The sequence below is a fragment of the Paenibacillus sp. 7541 genome, assembly GCF_002276395.1.
GTDB lineage: Bacteria > Bacillota > Bacilli > Paenibacillales > Paenibacillaceae > Paenibacillus_AQ > Paenibacillus_AQ campinasensis.
This window is the reverse complement of record NZ_NQLZ01000003.1, coordinates 44,819-66,504: the sequence shown is the minus strand read 5'-3', so window position 1 is coordinate 66,504 and position 21,686 is coordinate 44,819. Positions and strand designations below refer to the sequence as shown.

At 53.2% G+C, this 21,686-nt stretch carries 24 protein-coding genes; 20 read left to right on the top strand and 4 right to left on the bottom strand.

Going from position 1 to position 21,686, the window contains the following annotated elements:
- Window positions 1-40 precede the first annotated feature (40 nt).
- Entirely contained in the window at window positions 41-514 is a 474-nt protein-coding gene (locus CHH75_RS02165; protein WP_095265391.1) for a DUF3574 domain-containing protein, read from the top strand.
- Between the two features lie 118 nt (window positions 515-632).
- On the opposite strand, the gene CHH75_RS02160 is transcribed toward CHH75_RS02165, so the two are convergent.
- A complete protein-coding gene (locus tag CHH75_RS02160) occupies window positions 633-1,547 on the bottom strand; it encodes a DNA-3-methyladenine glycosylase family protein (RefSeq protein WP_095397349.1) in 915 nt (304 codons plus the stop codon).
- Between the two features lie 153 nt (window positions 1,548-1,700).
- Here CHH75_RS02160 and CHH75_RS25505 point away from each other — a divergent pair, with 153 nt between their 5' ends.
- The 5 genes from CHH75_RS25505 (at window position 1,701) to CHH75_RS02140 (ending at window position 4,854) form a co-directional block, all read left to right on the top strand.
- The gene (locus tag CHH75_RS25505) at window positions 1,701-1,856 is read left to right on the top strand and encodes an Ada metal-binding domain-containing protein (RefSeq protein WP_369680141.1); all 156 of its coding nucleotides are present in this window, start codon (window positions 1,701-1,703) and stop codon (window positions 1,854-1,856) included.
- Window positions 1,857-1,925: 69 nt separating this feature from the next.
- On the top strand, window positions 1,926-2,270 hold the full coding sequence (locus CHH75_RS25500) for a helix-turn-helix domain-containing protein (RefSeq protein ID WP_369680140.1): 345 nt from the start codon (window positions 1,926-1,928) through the stop codon (window positions 2,268-2,270).
- 16 nt (window positions 2,271-2,286) lie between these two features.
- A complete protein-coding gene (locus tag CHH75_RS02150) occupies window positions 2,287-2,799 on the top strand; it encodes a methylated-DNA--[protein]-cysteine S-methyltransferase (RefSeq protein WP_095397348.1) in 513 nt (170 codons plus the stop codon).
- A 127-nt stretch (window positions 2,800-2,926) separates the two neighbouring features.
- A complete protein-coding gene (locus CHH75_RS02145; protein WP_095265387.1) occupies window positions 2,927-3,745 on the top strand; it encodes an SPL family radical SAM protein in 819 nt (272 codons plus the stop codon).
- Between the two features lie 479 nt (window positions 3,746-4,224).
- A complete protein-coding gene (locus tag CHH75_RS02140; protein ID WP_095397347.1) occupies window positions 4,225-4,854 on the top strand; it encodes a GNAT family N-acetyltransferase in 630 nt (209 codons plus the stop codon).
- A gap of 203 nt (window positions 4,855-5,057) precedes the next feature.
- Here the strand turns inward: CHH75_RS02140 and CHH75_RS02135 are convergent, their stop codons facing one another.
- The 3 genes from CHH75_RS02135 to CHH75_RS02125 all read right to left on the bottom strand — a co-directional run bounded on the left by CHH75_RS02135 (window position 5,058) and on the right by CHH75_RS02125 (window position 7,175).
- Window positions 5,058-5,648: a YdeI/OmpD-associated family protein gene (locus tag CHH75_RS02135; protein WP_095397357.1), complete on the bottom strand. Its 591-nt coding sequence runs from the start codon at window positions 5,646-5,648 to the stop codon at window positions 5,058-5,060.
- Window positions 5,648-6,166 (bottom strand): DinB family protein, encoded by a 519-nt coding sequence (locus tag CHH75_RS02130; protein WP_095397356.1) that lies wholly within the window; start codon window positions 6,164-6,166, stop codon window positions 5,648-5,650. Before CHH75_RS02130 ends, CHH75_RS02135 begins: the two co-directional genes overlap by 1 nt.
- A gap of 82 nt (window positions 6,167-6,248) precedes the next feature.
- Window positions 6,249-7,175, bottom strand: coding sequence for a helix-turn-helix transcriptional regulator (locus CHH75_RS02125; RefSeq protein WP_095265385.1), 927 nt, complete (start codon window positions 7,173-7,175; stop codon window positions 6,249-6,251).
- Between the two features lie 181 nt (window positions 7,176-7,356).
- Here CHH75_RS02125 and CHH75_RS02120 point away from each other — a divergent pair, with 181 nt between their 5' ends.
- The 14 genes from CHH75_RS02120 to cysI all read left to right on the top strand — a co-directional run bounded on the left by CHH75_RS02120 (window position 7,357) and on the right by cysI (window position 21,639).
- Window positions 7,357-8,103: a Type 1 glutamine amidotransferase-like domain-containing protein gene (locus CHH75_RS02120; protein WP_176475433.1), complete on the top strand. Its 747-nt coding sequence runs from the start codon at window positions 7,357-7,359 to the stop codon at window positions 8,101-8,103.
- Window positions 8,104-8,216: 113 nt separating this feature from the next.
- Entirely contained in the window at window positions 8,217-8,951 is a 735-nt protein-coding gene (locus CHH75_RS02115; protein WP_095265383.1) for a YjjG family noncanonical pyrimidine nucleotidase, read from the top strand.
- Between the two features lie 28 nt (window positions 8,952-8,979).
- The gene (locus CHH75_RS02110) at window positions 8,980-9,627 is read left to right on the top strand and encodes an HAD family hydrolase (RefSeq protein WP_095265382.1); all 648 of its coding nucleotides are present in this window, start codon (window positions 8,980-8,982) and stop codon (window positions 9,625-9,627) included.
- Window positions 9,628-9,896: 269 nt separating this feature from the next.
- The gene (locus tag CHH75_RS02105) at window positions 9,897-10,517 is read left to right on the top strand and encodes a YqaA family protein (protein WP_095397345.1); all 621 of its coding nucleotides are present in this window, start codon (window positions 9,897-9,899) and stop codon (window positions 10,515-10,517) included.
- Between the two features lie 93 nt (window positions 10,518-10,610).
- On the top strand, window positions 10,611-11,831 hold the full coding sequence (locus CHH75_RS02100; RefSeq protein ID WP_095397344.1) for an MGDG synthase family glycosyltransferase: 1,221 nt from the start codon (window positions 10,611-10,613) through the stop codon (window positions 11,829-11,831).
- Window positions 11,832-11,870: 39 nt separating this feature from the next.
- Window positions 11,871-12,503: a DedA family protein gene (locus CHH75_RS02095; protein ID WP_095265379.1), complete on the top strand. Its 633-nt coding sequence runs from the start codon at window positions 11,871-11,873 to the stop codon at window positions 12,501-12,503.
- A 102-nt stretch (window positions 12,504-12,605) separates the two neighbouring features.
- The gene (locus CHH75_RS02090; RefSeq protein WP_095265378.1) at window positions 12,606-13,130 is read left to right on the top strand and encodes a YfiT family bacillithiol transferase; all 525 of its coding nucleotides are present in this window, start codon (window positions 12,606-12,608) and stop codon (window positions 13,128-13,130) included.
- Between the two features lie 273 nt (window positions 13,131-13,403).
- A complete protein-coding gene (locus CHH75_RS02085) occupies window positions 13,404-14,405 on the top strand; it encodes a Gfo/Idh/MocA family protein (protein WP_095397343.1) in 1,002 nt (333 codons plus the stop codon).
- A 32-nt stretch (window positions 14,406-14,437) separates the two neighbouring features.
- The gene (locus tag CHH75_RS02080; protein ID WP_095397342.1) at window positions 14,438-15,382 is read left to right on the top strand and encodes an AraC family transcriptional regulator; all 945 of its coding nucleotides are present in this window, start codon (window positions 14,438-14,440) and stop codon (window positions 15,380-15,382) included.
- Between the two features lie 15 nt (window positions 15,383-15,397).
- Complete coding sequence (locus CHH75_RS02075) at window positions 15,398-16,483, top strand: Gfo/Idh/MocA family protein (protein WP_095397341.1); 1,086 nt, start codon at window positions 15,398-15,400, stop codon at window positions 16,481-16,483.
- Between the two features lie 298 nt (window positions 16,484-16,781).
- A complete protein-coding gene (locus CHH75_RS02070) occupies window positions 16,782-17,126 on the top strand; it encodes a YojF family protein (protein WP_095265374.1) in 345 nt (114 codons plus the stop codon).
- Between the two features lie 19 nt (window positions 17,127-17,145).
- On the top strand, window positions 17,146-17,805 hold the full coding sequence (gene bshB2, locus CHH75_RS02065) for a bacillithiol biosynthesis deacetylase BshB2 (protein WP_095265373.1): 660 nt from the start codon (window positions 17,146-17,148) through the stop codon (window positions 17,803-17,805).
- Window positions 17,806-18,043: 238 nt separating this feature from the next.
- Window positions 18,044-19,882, top strand: coding sequence for an assimilatory sulfite reductase (NADPH) flavoprotein subunit (locus CHH75_RS02060; protein WP_095397340.1), 1,839 nt, complete (start codon window positions 18,044-18,046; stop codon window positions 19,880-19,882).
- 35 nt (window positions 19,883-19,917) lie between these two features.
- Window positions 19,918-21,639: an assimilatory sulfite reductase (NADPH) hemoprotein subunit gene (gene cysI, locus CHH75_RS02055; protein WP_095265371.1), complete on the top strand. Its 1,722-nt coding sequence runs from the start codon at window positions 19,918-19,920 to the stop codon at window positions 21,637-21,639.
- Window positions 21,640-21,686 lie beyond the last annotated feature (47 nt).

Sequence of the window (21,686 nt, the reverse complement as noted above, 5' to 3'; positions counted from 1 at the left end):
TAATGAGTGAGAAAATTCATACATAAGGGAGAAATCGGGGATGAAAAAGAGAATATGGGCGCTTGCGCTGGCCTGCGGTGTACTGCTGACATTGCTGGTTCTACCGGTACAGCAGTCGTATAGTGCAGAGGGGGATTCGTCTGCAGCGGCGATTACGCAAAGTGCGCTGAAGGACCAGTTCCATCTGAGTCATGTCGTCAAGGTGTATGTGCCTTCCACCGTAAAAGGAGATATTCCGATTACAGAGGAAGCGCATCAGAAGTTTGTCGATCAGACCTTGACCCAGCTGTCCAGCTGGTTCGGCGGAGCTACGGCGATTCCGGGTGAAGGCGCATGGGTGGACGATAAAGGCACGCTCATCAAGGAGAACGTAACGATTGTGTATGCATTTACGGACAAGCTTGACAAGGCGGCTATCGACCAGGTTGTCGACTATGCCAAGCAGCTCAAGGATGACCTGGCCCAGTCGGCCATCTCGCTTGAGGTGGACGGCAAATTGTACTTTATCGAGTAGTTTGGGCGGGCCGGGACCGGCCTGACTTAATAGCGAAAACGAACAGGGAAATCCCTTGCCTGGCCGCATGATGTGCGCCGGGGCGAGGGATTTCCCTGTTTGCTGTCTGTGACAAGTGTTAATACAGAAAGCGCCACAGATAGAAGGTGGCGTAAGCTTCCCAGCCCGACCATCGGGAGGACAGCTCCATTATCTCTGCCTTGGTCGGTTTCCGGTCCATCCCCTGAAGGTGCCGGATCGCATTGTGAAGACCGACATCGTCAATCGGGAACGCATCCGGCATTCGCAGGCAGCGCATCAGCACATAATGGGCGGTCCAGGGTCCGATACCCCGGATGTTGACAAGCCTTTTCTCCGCCAGCTTCAGGCTGCCGGCATTCATAAGCTGTAGTTTGGTTAAGCTTCCGTCAGCGATCAACCGGGCGGTGTGGATCAGATATTCACATTTTTTGACGGTCATTCTAAGCGGCTGCAGATCCTGGACCTCCAAGCGGGCGATATCCTCGGCTTTCGGAAACAGCCAATAGGTGTTGCCCTCATGCTCCACACTGTGCCCGTAGGCTTCCACCAAACGTCTCTTGAGGGTATAAGCATAACCCAGATGAATTTGCTGGCCAATGATGCCCCAGGAGATCGCCTCAAACAAATCCGGAATCCCGATCAAGCGCAATCCGTAGAACGCCTTGATGGCTTTCCCCAGCAGCGGGTCAGCTTCCGTCTGTTCATAAAACGGGGCCAGGTCGGTGTCCAGGTCGAACCATTCCCGAACGTAAGCCTCCGCCTGGGCCTGCAACTGCAACTGATCGACAGGGGAATCGGGATCCCCGAGCAGTCGGACGGCGATGGCCTGCCCGTCGGCATCCGCTCCGACGTCCATCACGACAGCGCTCCCTTGAACAGGGAGGGCGCGATAGATTCGATCGCTCCGGATCTGGTACAGGCATTCATTGGGCGATCTGGAGAGGTAGTTCAAATTTTCCGAGAAGCGAAATGGCTCGGGCACATCGATTTGAAAGGATAGCATATGTTTCATGGGAGATGGCTCCTTTCCTGGTTATGATACTATCCGCTATATTGGTTGTATCACAACTTCGGCCATTATTGCATTTTGCGATCTTGCGCTTCTATTTCGAAACCCGTGCGGCAGCCCTTGCTTGCGGGTATAATGGTACCGGAGGTGAGCGATATGGCGACCGGATCAAGACCGGCAGAGGAGCAGTGGAACGCGATCATCCGATGCGACTCGGACTATGACGGGCAATTTTTTTATGCGGTTCAGTCGACCGGCATATTTTGCAGACCATCCTGCAAGTCCAGACCGCCCAAAAGAGAGCATGTGTGAATCTTTGCGACTTGTACGGAAGCGATCGATGGGAACTTCCGACCATGCAAGCGCTGTAAGCCGGCCGATGTGCATTCCCCGGACCAGGAATGGATTCAGCGGATCACCGATTATATTCACCGCCATTGTCACGAGGCGTTGACCCTGGATGTGCTGGCGACTGTCAGCCATGGAAGCCCGTATCATTTGCACCGGACGTTCAAACGGATTCAAGGGCGGACCCCGCTGGAATATATACAGGATGTCCGCATGGATAGGGCGAGGCAGCTGCTGGCAGACTCCGGCAAAACGGTGGCGGAAATCGGACGTGAGGTGGGTCTTGAGAATTCGGCCTATTTCATCACCCTGTTTAAGAAGAAGACGGGGCTGACCCCGTCCAGCTATCGCAAATTACATGACAATTCCGGAACTTGAAAAGGGGGCGTTTGGAATGCCTGCTAACGATGATGATGTATTCTGGACCCGGCTGGTCCATGACGACTGGAGGATTTACCTCGCAGCGACAGGCAAGGGCCTTTGTTATATTGGATCCCAGGACAGCCCCTATGAGGAAATGAGCGCATGGTTGGCGGCTCGCTTCCCGGGGCGGACATTACAGCAAAATGATTCGAAGCTGGAACCGTACACGATGGAATTGATCGAATACTTTCAAGGGAACCGGCTTCGGTTTGAGGCGGCTGTGGACTGCAAGGGCACGCCGTTTCAGACGGAGGTGTGGCATGCGCTGAACGACATTCCTTACGGCCGGACGCTAACTTATACCGAGATTGCGAATGATATCGGCAGGCCGAGTGCCGTAAGGGCCGTGGCAGCAGCCATCGGGGCTAACCCGCTGCTGATCCGGATTCCTTGCCACCGGGTCATCGGCAAGAACGGCGCGCTGACCGGGTATCGCGGCGGGCTGGAGATGAAGGGGCGCCTGCTGGCGCTTGAGACGCGCTGATCTGTGGTCGATCAGCCGCTACCCATGCGGGGAAACACCGCGCTGGGATAATGCGCAGTGCAGTGGTGTCGTATGGACAGGCGCGAGCAGAACATAGGCAGCACAGCTGAGGAAGGAGGAGGGGCTCATGGAATTGGAAACAGCATACAAGACGCCGAAGACATTGCTGAATAAAGGCACCGGATTTCTGAACGGCTACAGCCACACCTTGAATCCTTACACGGGCTGCAGTTATGCCTGCTCCTACTGCTATGTCAGGCAAATGCCGGTCTCGCTGTTTCGTGCGCAGGAATGGGGCCAGTGGGTGGACGTGAAGCTTGAAGCAGCACCGCTGCTTCGCAAGGAATTGAAACGAGCCAAGGCGAAAGGGCCGGTCACGATTTTCATGTCTTCCAGCACGGATCCGTATCAGCCGATCGAGGCGACGGCGTGTGTGACGCGCGGGTTGCTGGAGGTCATGGTCGAGGAACCGCCTGACTTTCTGCTCGTACAGACGCGAAGCCCGCTCGTTCGGCGCGACATTGAGCTGCTGAAGGCGCTGAAGGATCGCGTCAGGGTGAGCATGACGGTGGAGACGGATCGCGATGACATCCGCAAGCATTTCACGCCTTCGGCGCCGCCGATTCAGGCACGGATCAAGACGCTGGAGCTGTTGAAGGAAGCGGGGGTGCCTACCCAGGCAGCCATTGCCCCCGTGCTGCCGAGTTCGGAAGCTTTCCCGGAGCTGCTGCGCCCCTTGGTCAACCGGGTGTGCATTGACGATTATTATATGGGTGACGGCAGTGGCGGCAAGCGTACGCAGAAGCTGCCGATCAAGCCGCTATATGACAAGCTTGGCCTGGAAGACTGGTATCACCCCTCCGCATATGAGCGTGTCTATAAGCGGTTTAGCGAGGTTTTTCCGGCATCGCAATTATGGGTGAGCCAGAAGGGGTTTGAGCCGTAAGCGAAACCTATTGTAGGCGGCATGAACCATGGAGGATGGAAGCTGTGAAAGTGAAACGGTGTGACTCCATTCTGCTCAAATTCGAGATGGGGCGGAAACTATGACAGACGGTTGTGTGAAAAACAGTTATACGTACCGATCATGTTGCTTGACACGTGATGTGGCGATCAACGCCCCGATCCTTTCTGCCTTGAGCAGGAGAGAGCGGGGCGTTGATCTTATATTGTGGTGGACCGATTCTCGGCGTCACAACGCCCGGACGTCGGACGAGACGGCAGCAATTCAGTCTCAGGGCGGAGCACGAACTGGATCCCCGGAAGGTGTTTGCACTGCCATCATCCGCGTTATGATGGGGAGGAGAAGCTAGCATGCCGATGGAGAGGAAGCGATAGGCATCAGCGGAGCAGGAACGTTACTCCGCCGCAAACCATCGAATGCGTGAACAGCGATGAATGTCTTTAGGAAGGAATGTGAAGCGTATGAAAGGACTGCGAATCATCCGCATGGCTGACGCGGAACGGGATGTGCGGGATGAGGTGGCCGAGGTATTTGTGGACGGTTACTACAACGAATTGTCGTACTTTACCCGGGATCGTTCAATCTTGAAATCGGCCTTTAAGCGTTTATTCTCCCCGGAAGCGCTCTATCTGGCCGAGGAGTCAGGCGTGATTGTGGGAATGGCGGGATGCTCGAGCAATAAGTTGAGGGCGATGCCGGTGGAGCTTCAGCCTTTGCAGGAGGCTTTTGGCATAAATACAGGGGAGCTTGCTTACAACGTGATGAGCGGCGAATTTAATTCCCCTCTGCCTTATGATGATGATACCGGTTATATTGAGTGTGTGGCTACATTAGAGCGGGCTCGCGGCAGAGGGGTGTCCACGTCCCTGATGCATTATGTTATGGAAGAGCTTCCTTACAGGCGCTATGTGCTGGAAGTCACCGACCGCAACGAAACGGCCATCCGGCTGTACCGAAAGCTGGGCTTTCAGGAGATCGAGCGAAGAGCGGAAGATCATGCAGAACAGAGAGACTTTAATGAACGTATTTATATGGAGTGGAGGAAAACTGGGGATCTGAAGGGCATTGAGCTTGAAGCAGGGCAGATGTAACAAGATGGTGTAATCCACCCGGGATGAGGAGATGGACGGGGATGGATGAACGGTCTGGATCGTAGTGATACATCCGACAACTGTGCGGATAATTGTGATACACCGATAACGGGAGCGGCCTCCGGCATGCGCGAAGTTAGGGCGATGCAGGAGGCCTGGTTTTGCCTTTGGATGAAGGGCGATTTGCTGGAAGAGGGTAGCAACTACGGCGTGGACAATGTAACCTCATCCCCGAGCAGTCGTCCATCGTCATGCCACTGTCCGTACATGCGGTTGTCTCTTGTGTTGGTGATGAACTTGTCCAGTCTGCGCTCGAATAGCTCCGGCTGGTATTTATAACTCTGAATCGTATCGATTCGAACTCGCTTGTACAGATCCGGAAATGCCATAAAGTTTGTATACACCTGCATGTCCTCTTTCAGCCTTCGCTGGATATCCTCGTCGATGGTGAAAGCCTCGGGGCGCATATCAGGCAGAACGTCTCTGCCCGCGTCTGTCATCAGTCCCAGCTTTTCCAGCCGCCGCACCCGCTCTGTATTCAGCTCGGTCCATGAGCTGTTTTTGCTGCGCGGGGACAGCCTTTGGGCCAGCGCTGTTTCAGAGATTTTCTTCTTGGTTCCATCGATCCATCCATAGCATAACGCTTCCTCAACCGCATCCAAGTATAAGATCGTATCCGGTGTTGGCTTCATGCTGACCAGGACCCAGCAGCAAGTTTCCGTTCTGCAATGTTGCTGCAGCCATGCTCGCAGCGCTTCCCTCGTTGTTACCGTTAAGAGGGGATGAGCATTCATCATGGTTGAAGGGTTTGCGTATTCTCCTGATACCAGAATAGCGAATAATCGTTCTGGATGGAAGCATGGCCGAGCTGCCGCAGCATGGTAGAGACATTGCCCCGGTGATATGTCCCGTGATTGACCACATGCAGCATAATTTCCGAGAGGCGGGTATGCCGAGGGGCCGCGAACGGATTGTTTAGCAATAGCGTCTGCTCCCATTCAGGCTCGCTTTGCAGCCACTCCCGGTACTGGGCGGTCAATGCATCATAAGCAATTCCATATTCCTCTACAGAATCGAGAACCTGACTGTTCAGAGGAATGCAGGCTTGCAGCGCCTCGGGCATCTCCGTCCCTGTTAACACCATATACCACATCGTGTCTACCGCGTAGATATGGCTAAGCGCGTGGGCGATGGTCGGGAATGAGCTGTTCACCTCTTGGTGCAGCACAGTGGAGGGAAGCTCATGGATTCTGCCTAGAATGGTGCGGTTAGCCCAGCTGTGATACTCGAACATTTCTGCGGATGGATTAATCATCGTAATCGTCTCCTTTTCTTTGTCCATCAAATGGGTCGTTGCTATGCCATCATATAAAAAGAAGTATGACAACGGACCGTCATACTTCTTCATAAAGTTTGAGTGTATTGTGCAGCGCCTCTCTCAGGACGCCGCGCAGCTCGGTGGGCTCCAGCACTTCGACTCCGCTGCCGAAGCTGAGCAGAATGCTGCGCAGCCAGCGTGCTTTCAGAGGCTCATGCACCGGAATCCGGATGGTCATGCTGCCATCGGGATGAAATTGCTTGTCTCCTTGGCGAAACTGATCCATCACTTCTGCCAGTGCATCCGGCTTGACCTGGAGCACAACCTCTTTCCATTGATCTTGTTGTTGCTGTTCAGAGACAGCAGCCTCAGCTGCCTCATTCAGCATCTCGGGATGCGGCTCGAATATGTCCTGGGTGCGTGTGAAGTTCAGCATGCGGGATAGACGAAATTCGCGGTAATCCTGCCGCACTCGGCAATAACCGTAAACGTACCAGTTCCGGTGTTTGAAGTGGAGCCTGAGCGGTTCGATGTGACGGGTTAGGCGCTCATTGTTCGCATTAATATAATCAAACCGGACGACATGACGCTCCGTAATGGCCTCGCGCAATTGGCGGAGTGCCTCCGGGTCGGTCTGGAGATTCTCGAAATCGACGGACAGATTCATTGTCCGGTGCTCCGGCCCGATCGTCTGCAGCCGCTCAATCGTTCCATTCACCCGTTCGTCTTCGAACACGGTGGAGAGGCCTTGGAGCACAGTGATCAGGGTGTTGACATCGTAGGAGCCGAGTAAGGTCCGGTCCATTTTATATCCGTCGATCATGCCGTAGCCGCCGTTCGTTCCCTGATACGACACCACCGGGAATCCCGCAGCACAGATCGCATCGATATCGCGATAGATGGTCCGCTGGGAAACCTGGAACTCCTCGGCCAGCTTGGAGGCAGACAGAACATCGTGGTTGAGCAGCTTGTAGATGATGGAGATCAGACGCTCCAATTTCATGAATATCCCCCGCCTGTTCGTGATTTTAGATGTTGCCGAACTCAGTATAACAGATTTTATCTTGTCAGTTGATGGGACTGGCTACATACTATGGCTATGGGGGTGCGTTCGGTTTCGGATCGATTCGGCGTGTCCCCGAGTGAACATTACATATTGCATTATGAAAGTGAGGACAATCAAGATGGGCACAATGATTGCGATTGGCGGAGGAGAGCTGAACAAGTCTGAAACATTGGCGATAGACCAATATATTGTCCAGTCAGCGGGCAAAAAGGAGCCGAAGGCGCTCTTCATTCCGACGGCCAGCTATGAAGCGCAGGGATATATTGAAGCATTTCAGCGGGTGTACGGTGAGCAGCTTGGTTGTCAGACCGATATTTTGTACTTGCTGGACGGCGCAACAACGCCTGCGGAGATGCAAAGCAAGATCATGTCATCCGACCTGGTCTATGTCGGGGGCGGCGTCACCAAGATGATGCTCAGCGTCTGGCGTGAACATGGCGTGGACCAGGCTTTGAAAGAGGCGTATGAAGCGGGGGTTGTGCTGTCAGGCCTTAGTGCTGGGGCGATCTGCTGGTTTAGCGAAGCGTACGATTCTGAAATGAACCTTGAAGATGCGCAAGAACAGCAGGGGCGGCAGTGCCTTCAAGGGCTTGGCCTTATCCCTGCCGCATTCTGTCCTCACTATAATGAAGAGGAATATCGCAGCCGGTTTGATCAGTGGATGCTGAGCGGAGGAGAACCGTCCATCGGCATCGGGCTGGATAATCACTGTGCTCTGGTTGTTCGCGGAACCGAGTTCAAGGTGATCCGAAGCGCCCCGCACGCCGGAGCCTATCGCTTATATTCAGACGATCGCGGGCTTCACAAGCAGCGGTTGGATCAGGAGCAATTTGCCGATATTGAAGAACTGCTACGTATCGGATAATTCCGGACTTTCTACAAGCTATTGCATTACCTGGGCTAATGCAATGGCTTTTTTCATATCATGGAATATAGTAAGCTGATTAGGGAAGCGAATTGGCAGGGGGGAGCGGAGCTTTGCGTTACAACGTAGTTTTATTTGACGCAGACGAAACATTGTTTGATTATACTAAAGCAGAGGCTCATGCGCTGACTTCGGCTTTTCAGGAGATGAAGCTGGAATGCACGCCGCTGCTTGTAGACAGCTACAGACGGATCAATCAGGAGCTGTGGAAGGCATTCGAGCAGGGGAGCATCACGCAGCAGCAGCTGCGAACAGCGCGGTTCGAGCGGCTGGTGGCCGAGCACCGGTTGTCGGAAGCTATCGATGCAGAAGCGTTTAGCCAGGCCTATATCAAGTATTTAGGCGAAGGCGCCTTTCTGATAGACGGGGCGGCTGAATTGTGCAGCCAGCTGCAAGCGGGCGGACAGCGAATGGCAATCATTACGAACGGGATCAAGGAGGTGCAGCTGAGCCGTATCGGAAGATCCGAACTGTGCGATGCGTTTGAATGCATTGTCGTCTCCGAAGACGCGGGTTCTCAGAAGCCGCACCCGGCCATATTTGATTTTGCTTTTGACAAGCTGGGGTTTCCGGATCGGCAAGAGGTGTTGATCGTAGGAGACTCCTTGACATCGGATATCGCGGGAGGCAGCCGGTACGGCATCGACACTTGCTGGTATAATCCCGGGCGCAAGCCGAATCATTCCGACGTTCAGCCAACGTATGAGATTCAGCGGCTGGAAGAGCTTGTTCCGATTCTGGCGGGAGCGACGCATTCGCAAGGCAATACAAGCCCTTCCAGGGCGTAGAGACATAGGAGAGAGGGAGAGATTAACTATGCTGAAAGCTTTTATTTTTGATATGGACGGGGTCATTATTGACAGCGAACCGCTGCATTTTGAGGTGGACATCCAGGTGATGAATGATTTTGGGACCAGCATTACCCGCGAAAAGCTGGAGCAATACGTGGGCATGACCAATCCCGAGATGTGGGCTTCCATTAAGGATGAATACCGGTTGACGCAATCGGTATCGGAAATTATTGAATATCAATTATCAAACAAAATTAGCATTCTTACCTCCAAGGAGATGGAGCCGATCGAGGGGATTCGCGAGCTGCTGGATGCGCTGAAGGCAAACGGAATTCCCGCCGCGATTGCGTCATCGTCACCGCCGGTATTTATTGAGGCTGTGCTGCGCAAGTTTGGCCTTCAGGATCATTTTGATGCCGTTGTCAGCGGAGAAGAGGTGGAGAAGGGCAAGCCAGCGCCGGATGTATATCTGAAGGCGGCAGAGCTGCTCGGGGTAGAGCCTCAGCACTGCATGGTGCTGGAGGATGCACGTCACGGTGTGGCTGCCGCGAAGGCTGCCGGGATGACGTGCATCGGGTTCGTCAACCCGAATTCCGGTAACCAGGACTTGTCCCAGGCTGACCATATTGTGAAATCGGTAAGCGAGGTTGGCGCTATTCTCAATTTTATATGATGAGGCATGTACAGCTTGGTCCTGCGAATGAGACCGAGCTGTATTTTGGTTAGAACCAATTTCAAACTTAATTGCTCTATTGCTCGTTTATGCATATGGGGCGGGTTGACAGCTAGACCTAAGTCCAGGATGATTATCGTCCGAAGTCGGAAGCCATGCTCTTGATGTCATGGTATCCTTGCATTAGTGATGACGGACAAAAGAGAGGAACAGTGGGGGATGGGTCAAATAGAGGACAGAAGGAACTGCCAAAGAGGGGTTGCCAACCGATGGATTTTCTACGTAATTTAGGGGATATTGGACTGTTTATTCATGCGATGATCGATGCGATCATTTTCCCGATTCCGGCCTTGTTCTCCCAGATTTCATTAAGCACATTGTCACCGGAACGGGCGATATGGCTGGCGACCATCGGATTTATCGGCTGTATTATCGGAACGCCCATCGGCTATGGAATCGGCAGAGCGTCGGGGACGCTTGTACTGAGCAAGATGATGAAGAAGAAATGGCATGATTCTGCGACCGCACTGTTTACCAAGCATGGCGAGGCCGCGATCCTGGTCGGTGCGTTTACGCCGATCCCGTTTAAAATTTTCACCATTTTGTCCGGCTGTCTGAAATACCCGCTGTGGAAGCTGATTGCCTATGCGGCGCTCGGCCGTGCGGCAAAATTTTATGCGGTCGGCGGTTTATTCTACGTATATGGAAGAGCAGCAGAGAATATGGTCGATCACGTCCTGACCTTCATTATGCTGGGGCTTGGTGTATTGATCGGGGGCATATGGTTCGCGGTGCGGCTGGTGAAGAAGCACAGACAGAAACGTACGGGAGCTGAAGCTAAGGGTGTGCAGGAAACGGCCGGAGGTGCGGATGTTCCGGCAGGCGAATAAATTGTGCCGGGATAAGCGCCATTCAGGACGGCTTGTGGAATTTTGGTTCGGTGCAATTCAAGAAATATTATAACGTTGGATAAGGAGTTATTTATGAAATCCATGAATGAGCACGATATTTTAATATTGACCGGAAGTCTGGGAGAGGGACATAACCAGGCATCGAAGGCCATTGTGGAGTCAGCCAAAAGAAATTACCCTCATCTCAGCGTTAAAGTCGTCGATTATATGGAACTGACGCACCCGAAGCTGCATACGGCAGGCCAATACTTTTTTGTCCAATGGATGAAGCACTTCCCTTCCGTGTACGGTTATTTGTTTCAAAAGACGCGTGATGACAGCGGACTGATACAGCTGCTGAGACGGCTCTCTTCCTTTAATTTGCACAAAATCAGCGACTTGCTCGAAGAGGTGAAGCCTGCGGTGATCGTAAGCACTTTCCCGCCGGCTGCCGCGGCCGTTGCGATGCTGAAAGCGATGGGGCTGACCTCGGTGCCGACCGCGACGGTCATTACGGATCATACGGATCATAGCTACTGGATTCATTCGCATACCGATCACTATATGGTCGGCTCTGAGGTGGTGCAGAAGGCACTGCTGAACAAAGGCATCCCGGCTTCCAAAATATCGGTGACTGGCATACCGGTCCATCCCGTATTCAGCCAGCCTGTTAATCGGCACGCGCTTCGCCGTCAATATGGGCTGACTTCCTGCCATCGGGTCGTTCTGATCATGGGCGGGGGCGAGGGCATGATCGATAAAGAGGTTACCGAGCTGATCAATTCAGGCGCCTATTCGCCTGATATCCGGTTCATCATCATATGCGGGCGCAATGTGAAGCTGTATCATTTGCTCCAGGAGGAGCTTGGGGAGCATCCGCAGACCCGGATTATGGGCTATGTGGATCGCATGCACGAGCTGATGGCCGTAGCCGATCTGATCGTGACGAAGGCGGGCGGATTGACCGTGTCGGAGGCGCTGACGATGGAGCGCCCGATGCTGCTGTTCAAGCCGCTGCCCGGTCAGGAGCAGGACAATGCCGATTACTTGGTCGGCATTGGCGTAGCGCGGCAGGCGATGGAAGGAGAGCTGCAGCAGCAGTTGCTCCGATTGATTATGAATCCGAGGGCGCTGGGTGATATGGAGAGGAAAGCGGCAGTCTTTACACATAAGGAATCCGCACTGTCCGTATTGAGACGGTTGCTGGCGATCCAGCATAGTTTCCGGCGATCCGCACAATGGACGGGAGCCGTTGCGCCGAGCTATGAAGCGTTAAACAGGGAGGCTTATTCCAGCCAATATATGAACCATTAACAGAGACAGCTGGTCTTGAATAGAAGGGGTTTATCCGGAATGAATTTGTTCGAAGTGGTGGAAGGTCTGTTCGAGCAGTACGGTTATCTGGTGCTCTTGATCGGGCTCCCGCTAGATTTTATTGCACTTCCTATCCCGCCGGGAAACAGCACGTTAACCTATACCGGTTTCTTGGCTTATAAAGGGATTATGGGTCCTGCACCCGCGTTTCTCAGCGCCGTGTTCGGGGCAGTCGCCGGGCTGACGGTCACTTATTTGTTAGGGTATAAGCTGGGCATGCCGCTCATTGAGCGCTATGGCAAATGGTTGTTCCTGAAGCCGTCCCTTATCCAGAAGACGCAGCTTTACTACGATAAGTACGGCAACAAGCTGCTGCTTATCAGTTTTTTTATCCCGGGTGTGAGGCAGTTTATCGGCTACTTTATCGGGATCATCCGAGTGCCATACCGCACGGTTATGCTATACGGATATGCGGGCGTCCTGTCATGGGTCGCATTTTTTTTCGGTCTCGGTTACATTTTCGGGGAGCAGTGGCAGTACATATTGAATCTGATTGAATTTTATTTGAAGGCGTTCTTTATCGCCATCGCTTTCTTGCTCGTCGCTTTGTTTCTGCACAATCGGCTGCGAAAGCAGAAGCGCAAGAAAAAATCCGAGGCTGCGGGCGGATAGCACCGGATACATGGTTCAAAAAGGGCGAGCGATATAATAGAATAAGAGTACAGCGTGTACACCAGATCATGGATAACAAGAGGTGCAAAGGAGCTGTCCACAATGGATGTAAGATATCCGATTGGTACATTTCGGGTGAATGGCGAGATTACGGCATCCCAAAGGCAAATATGGATTCGCGAAATTGAGGATACGCCGGCCAAGCTTGCGGCAACTGTCGCCGGTTTGAGCCCGGAGCTGCTGGATACCCCGTACCGGGAAGGCGGCTGGACCGTTCGTCAGGTTGTCCATCATATGGCAGACAGCCATATGAATGCGTACATTCGTTTTAAATTGGCGCTGACGGAGGATCAGCCGGTCATTAAGCCGTATCTGGAGCAGAAGTGGGCTGAACTTCCGGATTCCAGGACCGGGGAGATCGGCACGTCCCTGGCGCTAATGGAAGGGATTCATCAGCGATGGGTGACGATGCTTCATTCGATGTCCGACGACGATTTCAAACGAACCTTCTATCACCCGGAGACAGAGCAAGCTGTCACGCTGGATTATACAACCGGCATGTACGCCTGGCATGGCAATCATCATATCGCGCATATCGCTTCTCTTCGCAATCGGCTGGGCATTTAGAGTCTGGATCTACCATTTCGTCTGTCCTGCATATCAAGCCATAATCTGAAATCTAGGGCCGGGGAACGGAGGCTGGACTTGCCCGTTTTCCGGCTTGGTTTATCCTGTGCAAGCCCAAGTAACATGCCTGATTCTATAAGGCTTTCTAGCTTGTTCTGAATCCTATTGTCGCCATATCTAATAAATCTGTCGCAATGTTATACTGTAAAATCAGTTATTCGTGTGATAGATTAAGGGCAAGATGTCTTAATATTGAATACTGAGGTGACTGTAATGATTAGAATCGGAAAGATTAGTTATTGGCATGTTCATGCATGGGATTATACGAAGCAGGCGGAGGCACATCCGGATGCGCAAATCGTGGCGGTATGGGATGAGAACCCGGCGCGCGGCAAGGAAGCTGCGGATAAGCAGGGCGTTCCTTTCTTTGAATCGCTAGACGAAATGCTGGCCCGTGAAGATATCGACGGGGTGATCGTGGATGCGCCGACATCGATGCACCGTGAAGTGATGGTGAAGGCTGCGAATGCAGGCAAACATATTTTCACAGAGAAAGTGATCGCTCCGACGCTGGCTGAGGTTAATGAAATTATAGAAGCCGTACAGAAAAACCAGGTGAAGCTGACGGTTTCCCTGCCGAGACTGAACGACGGTTATACACTGGCCATTCAGGATATTCTGAAGGAAGGACTGCTTGGCAAGGTGACGCTTGTCCGCTCGCGCTTGTCTCACAACGGCGCTACAGCCGGATGGCTGCCGGAGCATTTCTTCGGACTGGCGGAATGCGGCGGGGGCGCGCTGATCGATCTCGGTTGTCATCCGATGTATCTGACCCGTCTGTTCCTGGGTGAATCCCCTGTTGAGGTGAACGCTTCTTTCGGTTACGTGACCGGTAAGGAAGTAGAGGACAACGCGGTTGCTACGCTCACTACGGCATCCGGCGCGGTAGGTATTGTCGAAGCGGGATTCGTGAACAACTTCTCTCCGTTCGCTATTGAGATTCATGGTACGAAGGGAACTATCCTGTACGGTACGCCGGACAGCCAGCTGTTGATTCGCACATCGGAGAAAGAGGAGTACAGCAGCAGCTGGGTAGAGCTGCCGGTTCCGGACAACCGTCTGAGCGCATTTGAGCAATGGATCGCTCATATTCAAGAAAATACAGTAGCGGAAGAGAATATCGCGCATGCCGTCGAGCTGACCAAGCTGATGGAGGCCGCCAACCTTTCCGCGAGCGGACATCGGAATGTCCGCCTGGATGAACTAAAGGGTTAACAGCTTTTCATTTAGATAAGGATGGTTACTGCATGAACAATTTTCCTTATGAGGTAATGCAGGAGCGTCAGGATGCGCTGGAGCGTTTGGATTTGCGGGTGCATTGGGGCCAATATGAAATCCGTGTCCTCCGGTTTCATCTGACGACCTTTCCTCCAGGGAAGATCGTATCGTTTCATAAGCATGCCGAATTTGAATTTCATTTCATCCCCCGGGGCAAAGGCACGGTAATTATCGAGGATGAGCCCTATGCCCTGCGGGAAGGCATGTTCTACCTGACCGGTCCGAATGTCTTGCACTATCAGGAGGCGGACCTGAAGGAACCGATGGAAGAATTATGTCTGCATGTTGACATTATTAATCTGGCCGAGCAGGAGACGGATCAGGCGAAGGGGCTGCCGCTTGTTGATCCGTGGGAGGCATCCGAAGCGAAGGATTGCATGGAACAGCTGGGTTCGCTTCCGCTGAAGCCGACGATGGATACGCATCGGGCGATGCCCTATTTCCTTGAGGCCTATCAGGCCTCCCAGCATAAATTCGCTGGTCTGTACACCACGATCAAGCACTGCATCATTCAAATACTGCTCCGTGCTGTGCGCGCCTATGCATCGGAGCCGATGGAGGCTGAGCTGCCTTCCCGGGATATGAAGGCATACCGGTATCAATTGGCGTTGGAATATATCCATGCCAATTCTTCGGGCGAGGTCGTGCTTGAGGATGTTGCAGAGAAGCTGCATATCAGCTCCAGACAGCTGCAGCGAATATTTAAGGAACAGGCCGGGGGCCATTCCTTCAGCGAAGTGCTGGAGAATGTGCGCCTTGAAGCCGTATGCCGCCGACTTGTGGAGACGAACTGGCCGATTGACAAGATTGCGCTGCATGAAGGCTTTTCAAGTGGAAGCTATTTGCATACGGTCTTCCGCAAGCGGTATGGATTCACACCGTCCACCTACCGAAAAATGAATGCCAGAGCATAGGAGGAAACCATAGAGATGGGCAAGACAATTCGTATTGGAATTATTGGAAGCGGCGGTATTGCCGGAGAGCATGTCAAGCACTACAAAAAGATTGAAGATGTTGAAATTGTAGGGGTCGCTGATATTATGCCGGGCCGGGCGGAACAGTTCATTGAGCGCTGGGGCCTAGAAGGAACGGTAGGCTTTGACGATCATCGCAAGCTGCTGGAACTGGATCTGGATGGGGTCAGCATCTGTACGCCGAACGTCGCTCACTACACGACAACGAAGGATGCGCTGTCTGCCGGCAAGCATGTCATGCTGGAGAAGCCGATGTCTGTCACGCTGGACGAGGCGATCGAGATGGTGCAGGTCTCTAAAGAGACAGGCAAAATGCTGAACGTCGGTTTTCAGCCGCGCTATGACCCGAACATGGGCATCATCCAGCAGCTGATCCAGAACGGTGAGCTTGGAAAAGTATACTACGTGGAAACCGGGGGCGGACGCCGCCGCGGCATGCCGGGCGGCACGTTCGTTCGCCAGGAAATTGCCGGTGCAGGCGCCATGGCGGATATCGGCTGCTACTCGCTTGATCTGGCGCTGAATGCGCTAGGCTACCCTAAGCCGCTGACCGTATCGGCTTACACTTCCAATTATTTTGGTACGAATCCGAAATATCATAAAGAAGCCAGTGCATTTGATGTGGAAGATTTCGGCGTTGCCATCATCCGATTTGAAGGGGATCTGGTGCTCAACTTCAAAACAGCCTGGGCGATGCATATGGATACGCTGGGCGCAACGATGTTTCTCGGTACGGACGCCGGTATGAAGATCACGCCGGCCGGGACGGGGCCTTGGAGCGGTGTTTGGGATGGAAGAGTGGGCTCCATTTCCCTGTTCCATGACATTCAGGGCCACCATACGGAAAGCGGAATTCCGCTCATTCAGCATCAGGTGAACGTATTCGAAGAGAAGATCAAGGATTTTGTGGACGCGGTGCGCGAAGGAAAGCCCGCCCCGATTCCTGGCGAGCAAATTTTGCGGAACCAGGCGATACTGGACGGCATTCTGCGTTCCTCGCTGGCGAAGAAGGAAGTGGAGATCGAAATTCCGGAACTGTAATATTGCATACATGCAAGGCATCCAAGGGTGCGCCTCTGCAAGATCGTTGATCTTACAGAGGCGCTTTTTCATGTTGCACAAGATGCAGCTTATATAGTAGTGTACGCAAGGTTGCGTTGACATTCGTCCTGCAATTGCCGATACTAAGATAAGGATACTTAGCATTACGAATGGGCTTGTTCTAGTCGAAGGTGTTGCCGGTCCGCTGTATGGCTTTTTAGTCCTTGCACTGTTTAGTTGTGCGGATGCCCGGCGGCAAGTCTGATGGCAATCAGCTCATGATATACGGAGGGGAATTATGGAGATTATTCATGTGGACGACGTCCAACAGATGATTGATAAACTTAAAAATCAGGATGTATATGTGCATCTGGAGATGACCACTGGCGCTTATGCAGCCCATTATGACAGCAGCAAGCATCCGGCCGCCAACTTCATCACCAACGCCGTGATCCGCTACGCCCACGGCTCCATTTCCGGCAACGGTCCGTACCGAGTCGGTCTGAAGATGGAGAAGGGATGGATCTATGCAGAGGGACTTACACATTATGAGCAGAACGACAAGGAAAGGCTGATCATGGCCGGTCACGATACCCAAGGCAAGCTCGTAGTCGCCCTGCAACTTAGCCGGGAGCCTTTCTGAGTAAAGAGGAGATGAAATCATGACACAAAATATATTGGTAGTTCTGCCCCACCCGGATGATGAAGCGTTCGGGTTGTCGGGAACGTTGGCTAAATACGTAAGCGAAGGGGCGAAGGTGACATATGCCTGCCTGACCTTGGGAGAAATGGGCCGCAACATGGGCGTGCCACCGTTTGCGAATCGGGTTACACTGCCGACCATCCGCAAGGCGGAGCTGGAAGCGTCATGCCGGGCGATCGGCATTCAGGATCTGCGAATGCTCGGCTTTCACGACAAAACGATCGAGTTTGAAGATCAAGACAAGCTCGATGGCGTCATTCATTCGCTGCTGGAGGAGATTAAGCCCTCCTTGGTCGTTACTTTCTATCCAGGCTATAGCGTGCATCCGGACCATGATGCTACCGGCGCGGCCGTCGTCCGGACGATTCAGCGCTTGCCGAAAGACCGGAGACCGACCGTATACGGCATCGCCTTCTCCAACAACTGTGAGGAAGAGCTCGGGAAACCGGATGTGCTGGTGGATGTCAAATCATTTTTGGAGCAAAAGATGCAGTCGATCCAGGCTCATAAGTCCCAGTTCCAGGCTGCCGAGCTGCTCGGGCCGAAGAAGCTGCAGCAGCAAGAAATTGTTCGTCGCTTTGGAACTGAGCGTTTCTGGACTTATTCATTTGAAGATTAACATTGCAATACAATCATCTCTATTATTGTGGGATGTGGAAGGAGTTGTCTCTGGCAGATGTTTGCCGGAAACAGCTCCTTTTTTCATGCCTGCTCTATTTATCAGTAGAACTGATAAAAGCTATAAAAACATTCGAATTGACCGATTTCTCCAGCTATGATAGGTTCAAGAGAGCAATATTATAAAGTGTATCGTATTACTTGGAATTAATTATGCTTGCTACGTGAGGTGGATACTGTTGGAACTTCAAGTAACGAACAGCCCTTTTAATCAGGAGCAGGTGGAGCTGCTGAATCGGCTGCTGCCTACGCTGACTGAGGCTCAGCGCACCTGGCTGTGCGGCTATATCACTGCCCTGCAAGGAACGGCTGCAGGGATCGCGACGGTGGCTGTGCCAACATCGCAGATCAGCCCGGCCCCTGTGGCTCCTGCTGTTTCTAAAGATGTGACGGTGTTGTTCGGTTCCCAGACCGGAAATTGCCATGGACTGGCCAAGAAATTATCGAAGCAGCTGGAAGAGCAAGGCTTTCAGGTGACGCTGTCTTCAATGAGTGACTTCAAAACGAACGCCCTGAAAAAAGTAGAAAATCTGCTCTTGCTTGTCAGTACGCATGGCGAAGGGGAGCCGCCGGACAATGCGATTTCATTCTATGAATTTCTGCACAGCAAGCGGGCGCCGAAGCTGGATCATCTGGCGTATTCCGTTCTGGCGCTGGGAGATACATCCTATGAATTTTTCTGTCAAACCGGCAAGGACTTTGACAAACGGCTGGAAGAGCTGGGCGGCAAGCGGCTGACGCCTCGCGTCGATTGTGATGTGGACTTTGACGAGCCGGCTGCCGAATGGATCAACCGCGTGCTTCAATCGCTGACAGAGCTTACGGCAGCACCGGGAACAGCAGCGCCAACCGCTATCAGCGCTGCATCCCTGAGTGCGTCGGCAGAATCGGAGTATTCCAGAAGCCATCCGTTTCAGGCGGAGATTCTGGAGAATTTGAATCTGAACGGCCGCGGTTCCGAACGCGAAACCCGACATCTCGAGCTGTCGCTGGAAGGCTCCAATCTGCAGTATGAACCAGGGGACAGCCTGGGAGTTTATCCGGAGAATCATCCGCAGCTTGTAGAAGATCTGATCACGGCGATGGACTGGAGAGGGGAAGAAGCGGTTGCCACGGACAAGAATGGAACCGAGCGTCCGCTTCGTGAAGCGCTTCTTCGTCATTATGAGATTACGGTGCTTACCAAGCCGCTCATCGAGCAGGTGGCGAAGCTGACAGGAAACAGCGGTCTGCAGGAGCTTCTGTCGGCCGGACGTGAAGCGGAGCTGCGAGCTTATATCCAGGAGCGTGATCTGCTTGACCTGGTTCAGGATTACGGGCTGAAAGGAATCGCTGCATCGGAGTTTGTTACCACGCTGCGCAAAATTCCGGCCCGTCTCTATTCGATTGCAAGCAGTCCGTCCGCTTATCCGGATGAAGTGCATTTGACTGTCCGTACAGTACGATATGAGGCGCATGGCCGCAACCGTTACGGCGTCTGCTCCGTCCAGCTCGCCGAGCGGGCGCAGATCGGCGACAAGCTGCCGGTATTCGTGCAGCATAATCCGAACTTCAAGCTGCCAGCTAACCCGGACACGCCGATTATTATGATCGGGCCGGGGACCGGAGTGGCTCCGTTCCGGGCATTTGTCGGCGAGCGGGAGGAGAGCGGCGCGCAAGGGAAGAACTGGCTCTTCTATGGAGATCAGCATTTCTCAACGGATTTCCTGTATCAGATTGAATGGCAGCGCTGGCTGAAGGATGGCGTGCTGACACGCATGGATGTTGCTTTCTCACGGGATACCGACAAGAAGGTATATGTTCAGCACCGGATGCTGGAGAAGAGCAAAGAGCTGTATCAGTGGCTGGAAGAAGGGGCTTATGTCTATGTATGCGGCGATGAGAAGAGAATGGCCCACGACGTGCATGCCGCACTAACTGCTATCATTGAGCGGGAGGGCGGAATGAGCCCGGAGAAAGCGGCGGAGTATGTAAGCCTGATGCAGCAGCAGAAACGTTATCAGCGGGATGTATATTAAATCATCATTCCAGGCCGCGAGAGGAGTACAGAGCAATGTCAGATAATAATTTAGTTTCACCGAATAGCGCGCCTCACAGTGATGTTGAGGATATTAAACGTCGAAGCAACTATTTGCGGGGCAGTCTGGAGGAGACGCTGCAGGACCCGATCACCGGTTCAATTCCGGAGGATGACAACCGGTTGATGAAATTCCATGGCAGCTATATGCAGGATGACCGGGACCTGCGTAACGAGAGACAGAAGCAGAAACTGGAGCCTGCCTATCAGTTCATGCTGCGCGTGCGGGCTGCCGGCGGTGTTGTGACACCAGAGCAGTGGCTGATGATGGATCGCGTTGCTCAGAAATACGGCAACGGCACGATCCGGCTGACGACGCGGCAGTCCTTCCAGCTTCATGGCGTGCTGAAATGGAATCTGAAAGATACGATCCGCGAGGTCAACGAATCGCTGCTATCCACGCTTGCCGCTTGCGGTGACGTGAACCGGAACGTGATGTGCAACCCGAATCCGTATCAATCGGAGATTCATGGCGAAGTGTATGAATGGGCTCGCAAGATCAGCGATCATCTTGATCCGCGAACGAGAGCTTATCACGAAATATGGCTGGATGGCGAGAAGGTGCTGGACAGCCGTGACAATGAGGAGCAAGAACCGATCTACGGACCGGTCTATCTGCCTCGGAAATTCAAAATCGGGGTAGCTGTCCCGCCGTCCAATGATGTGGATGTGTTCTCTCAGGATCTCGGATTCATTGCGGTCATCGAAGGCGGGCAGCTGAAAGGGTTCAATGTCACGGTTGGCGGCGGCATGGGGATGACCCATGGCGACCCGTTAACCTATCCGCAGGTCGGGAAGGTGATCGGCTTCTGCACACCGGAGCAGACGATTGAAGTGGCGGAGAAAACGGTGATGATCCAGCGCGATTACGGGGATCGTGCCGTGCGGAAGCACGCCCGCTTCAAATATACGATCGATGACCGGGGCATCGACTGGTTTGTGAATGAGCTCAGCAGCCGCCTCGGCTACAAGCTGGAGGAGGCACGGCCGTTTCAGTTCGATCATAACGGGGACCGGTATGGCTGGGTGAAGGGAAGCAACGGCAAATGGCATTTCACACTCTTCATCCAGAATGGACGGATCAAGGATGAGCCTGACTATCCGCTAATGACCGGACTTCGTGAAATTGCAGGCATTCATACCGGCGACTTCCGGCTGACGGCCAATCAGAACTTGGTTATCGCCAATATTACAAGCCACAAGAAGAAAAAAGTGATGGAGCTGATCCAGAAATTCGGTCTGACCGATGGAGCGAATGATTCCGCTTTGCGAAGAAATTCGATGGCATGCGTTGCCCTGCCTACATGCGGGCTGGCCATGGCCGAGTCGGAGCGCTATTTGCCTTCGCTTCTTGACAAAATCGAGCAAATTCTGGAGGAGAACGGTCTGCGTGAGGAAGATATCGTCATCCGAATGACCGGCTGCCCGAACGGCTGCGCCAGACCCATGCTGGCCGAGATTGCCTTCATCGGCAAGGCGCCGGGGAAATACAATATGTACCTGGGCGGCGGTTTCTCAGGCAACCGCTTGAATAAGCTGTATAAAGAGAACATCGGGGAAACGGAGATTGTGGATTCCCTGCGCGCGATCATTGCCCATTATGCTAAAGATCGGCACGAAGGCGAGCATTTCGGGGATTTTGTCATCCGGGCTGGCTATGTGCAAGAGGTGCTGGACGGCCGGCAATTTCATTCATAATTCGGAAAAATACGCATAGGTTTTCTTCTACACCTTCAAGCAAGTGC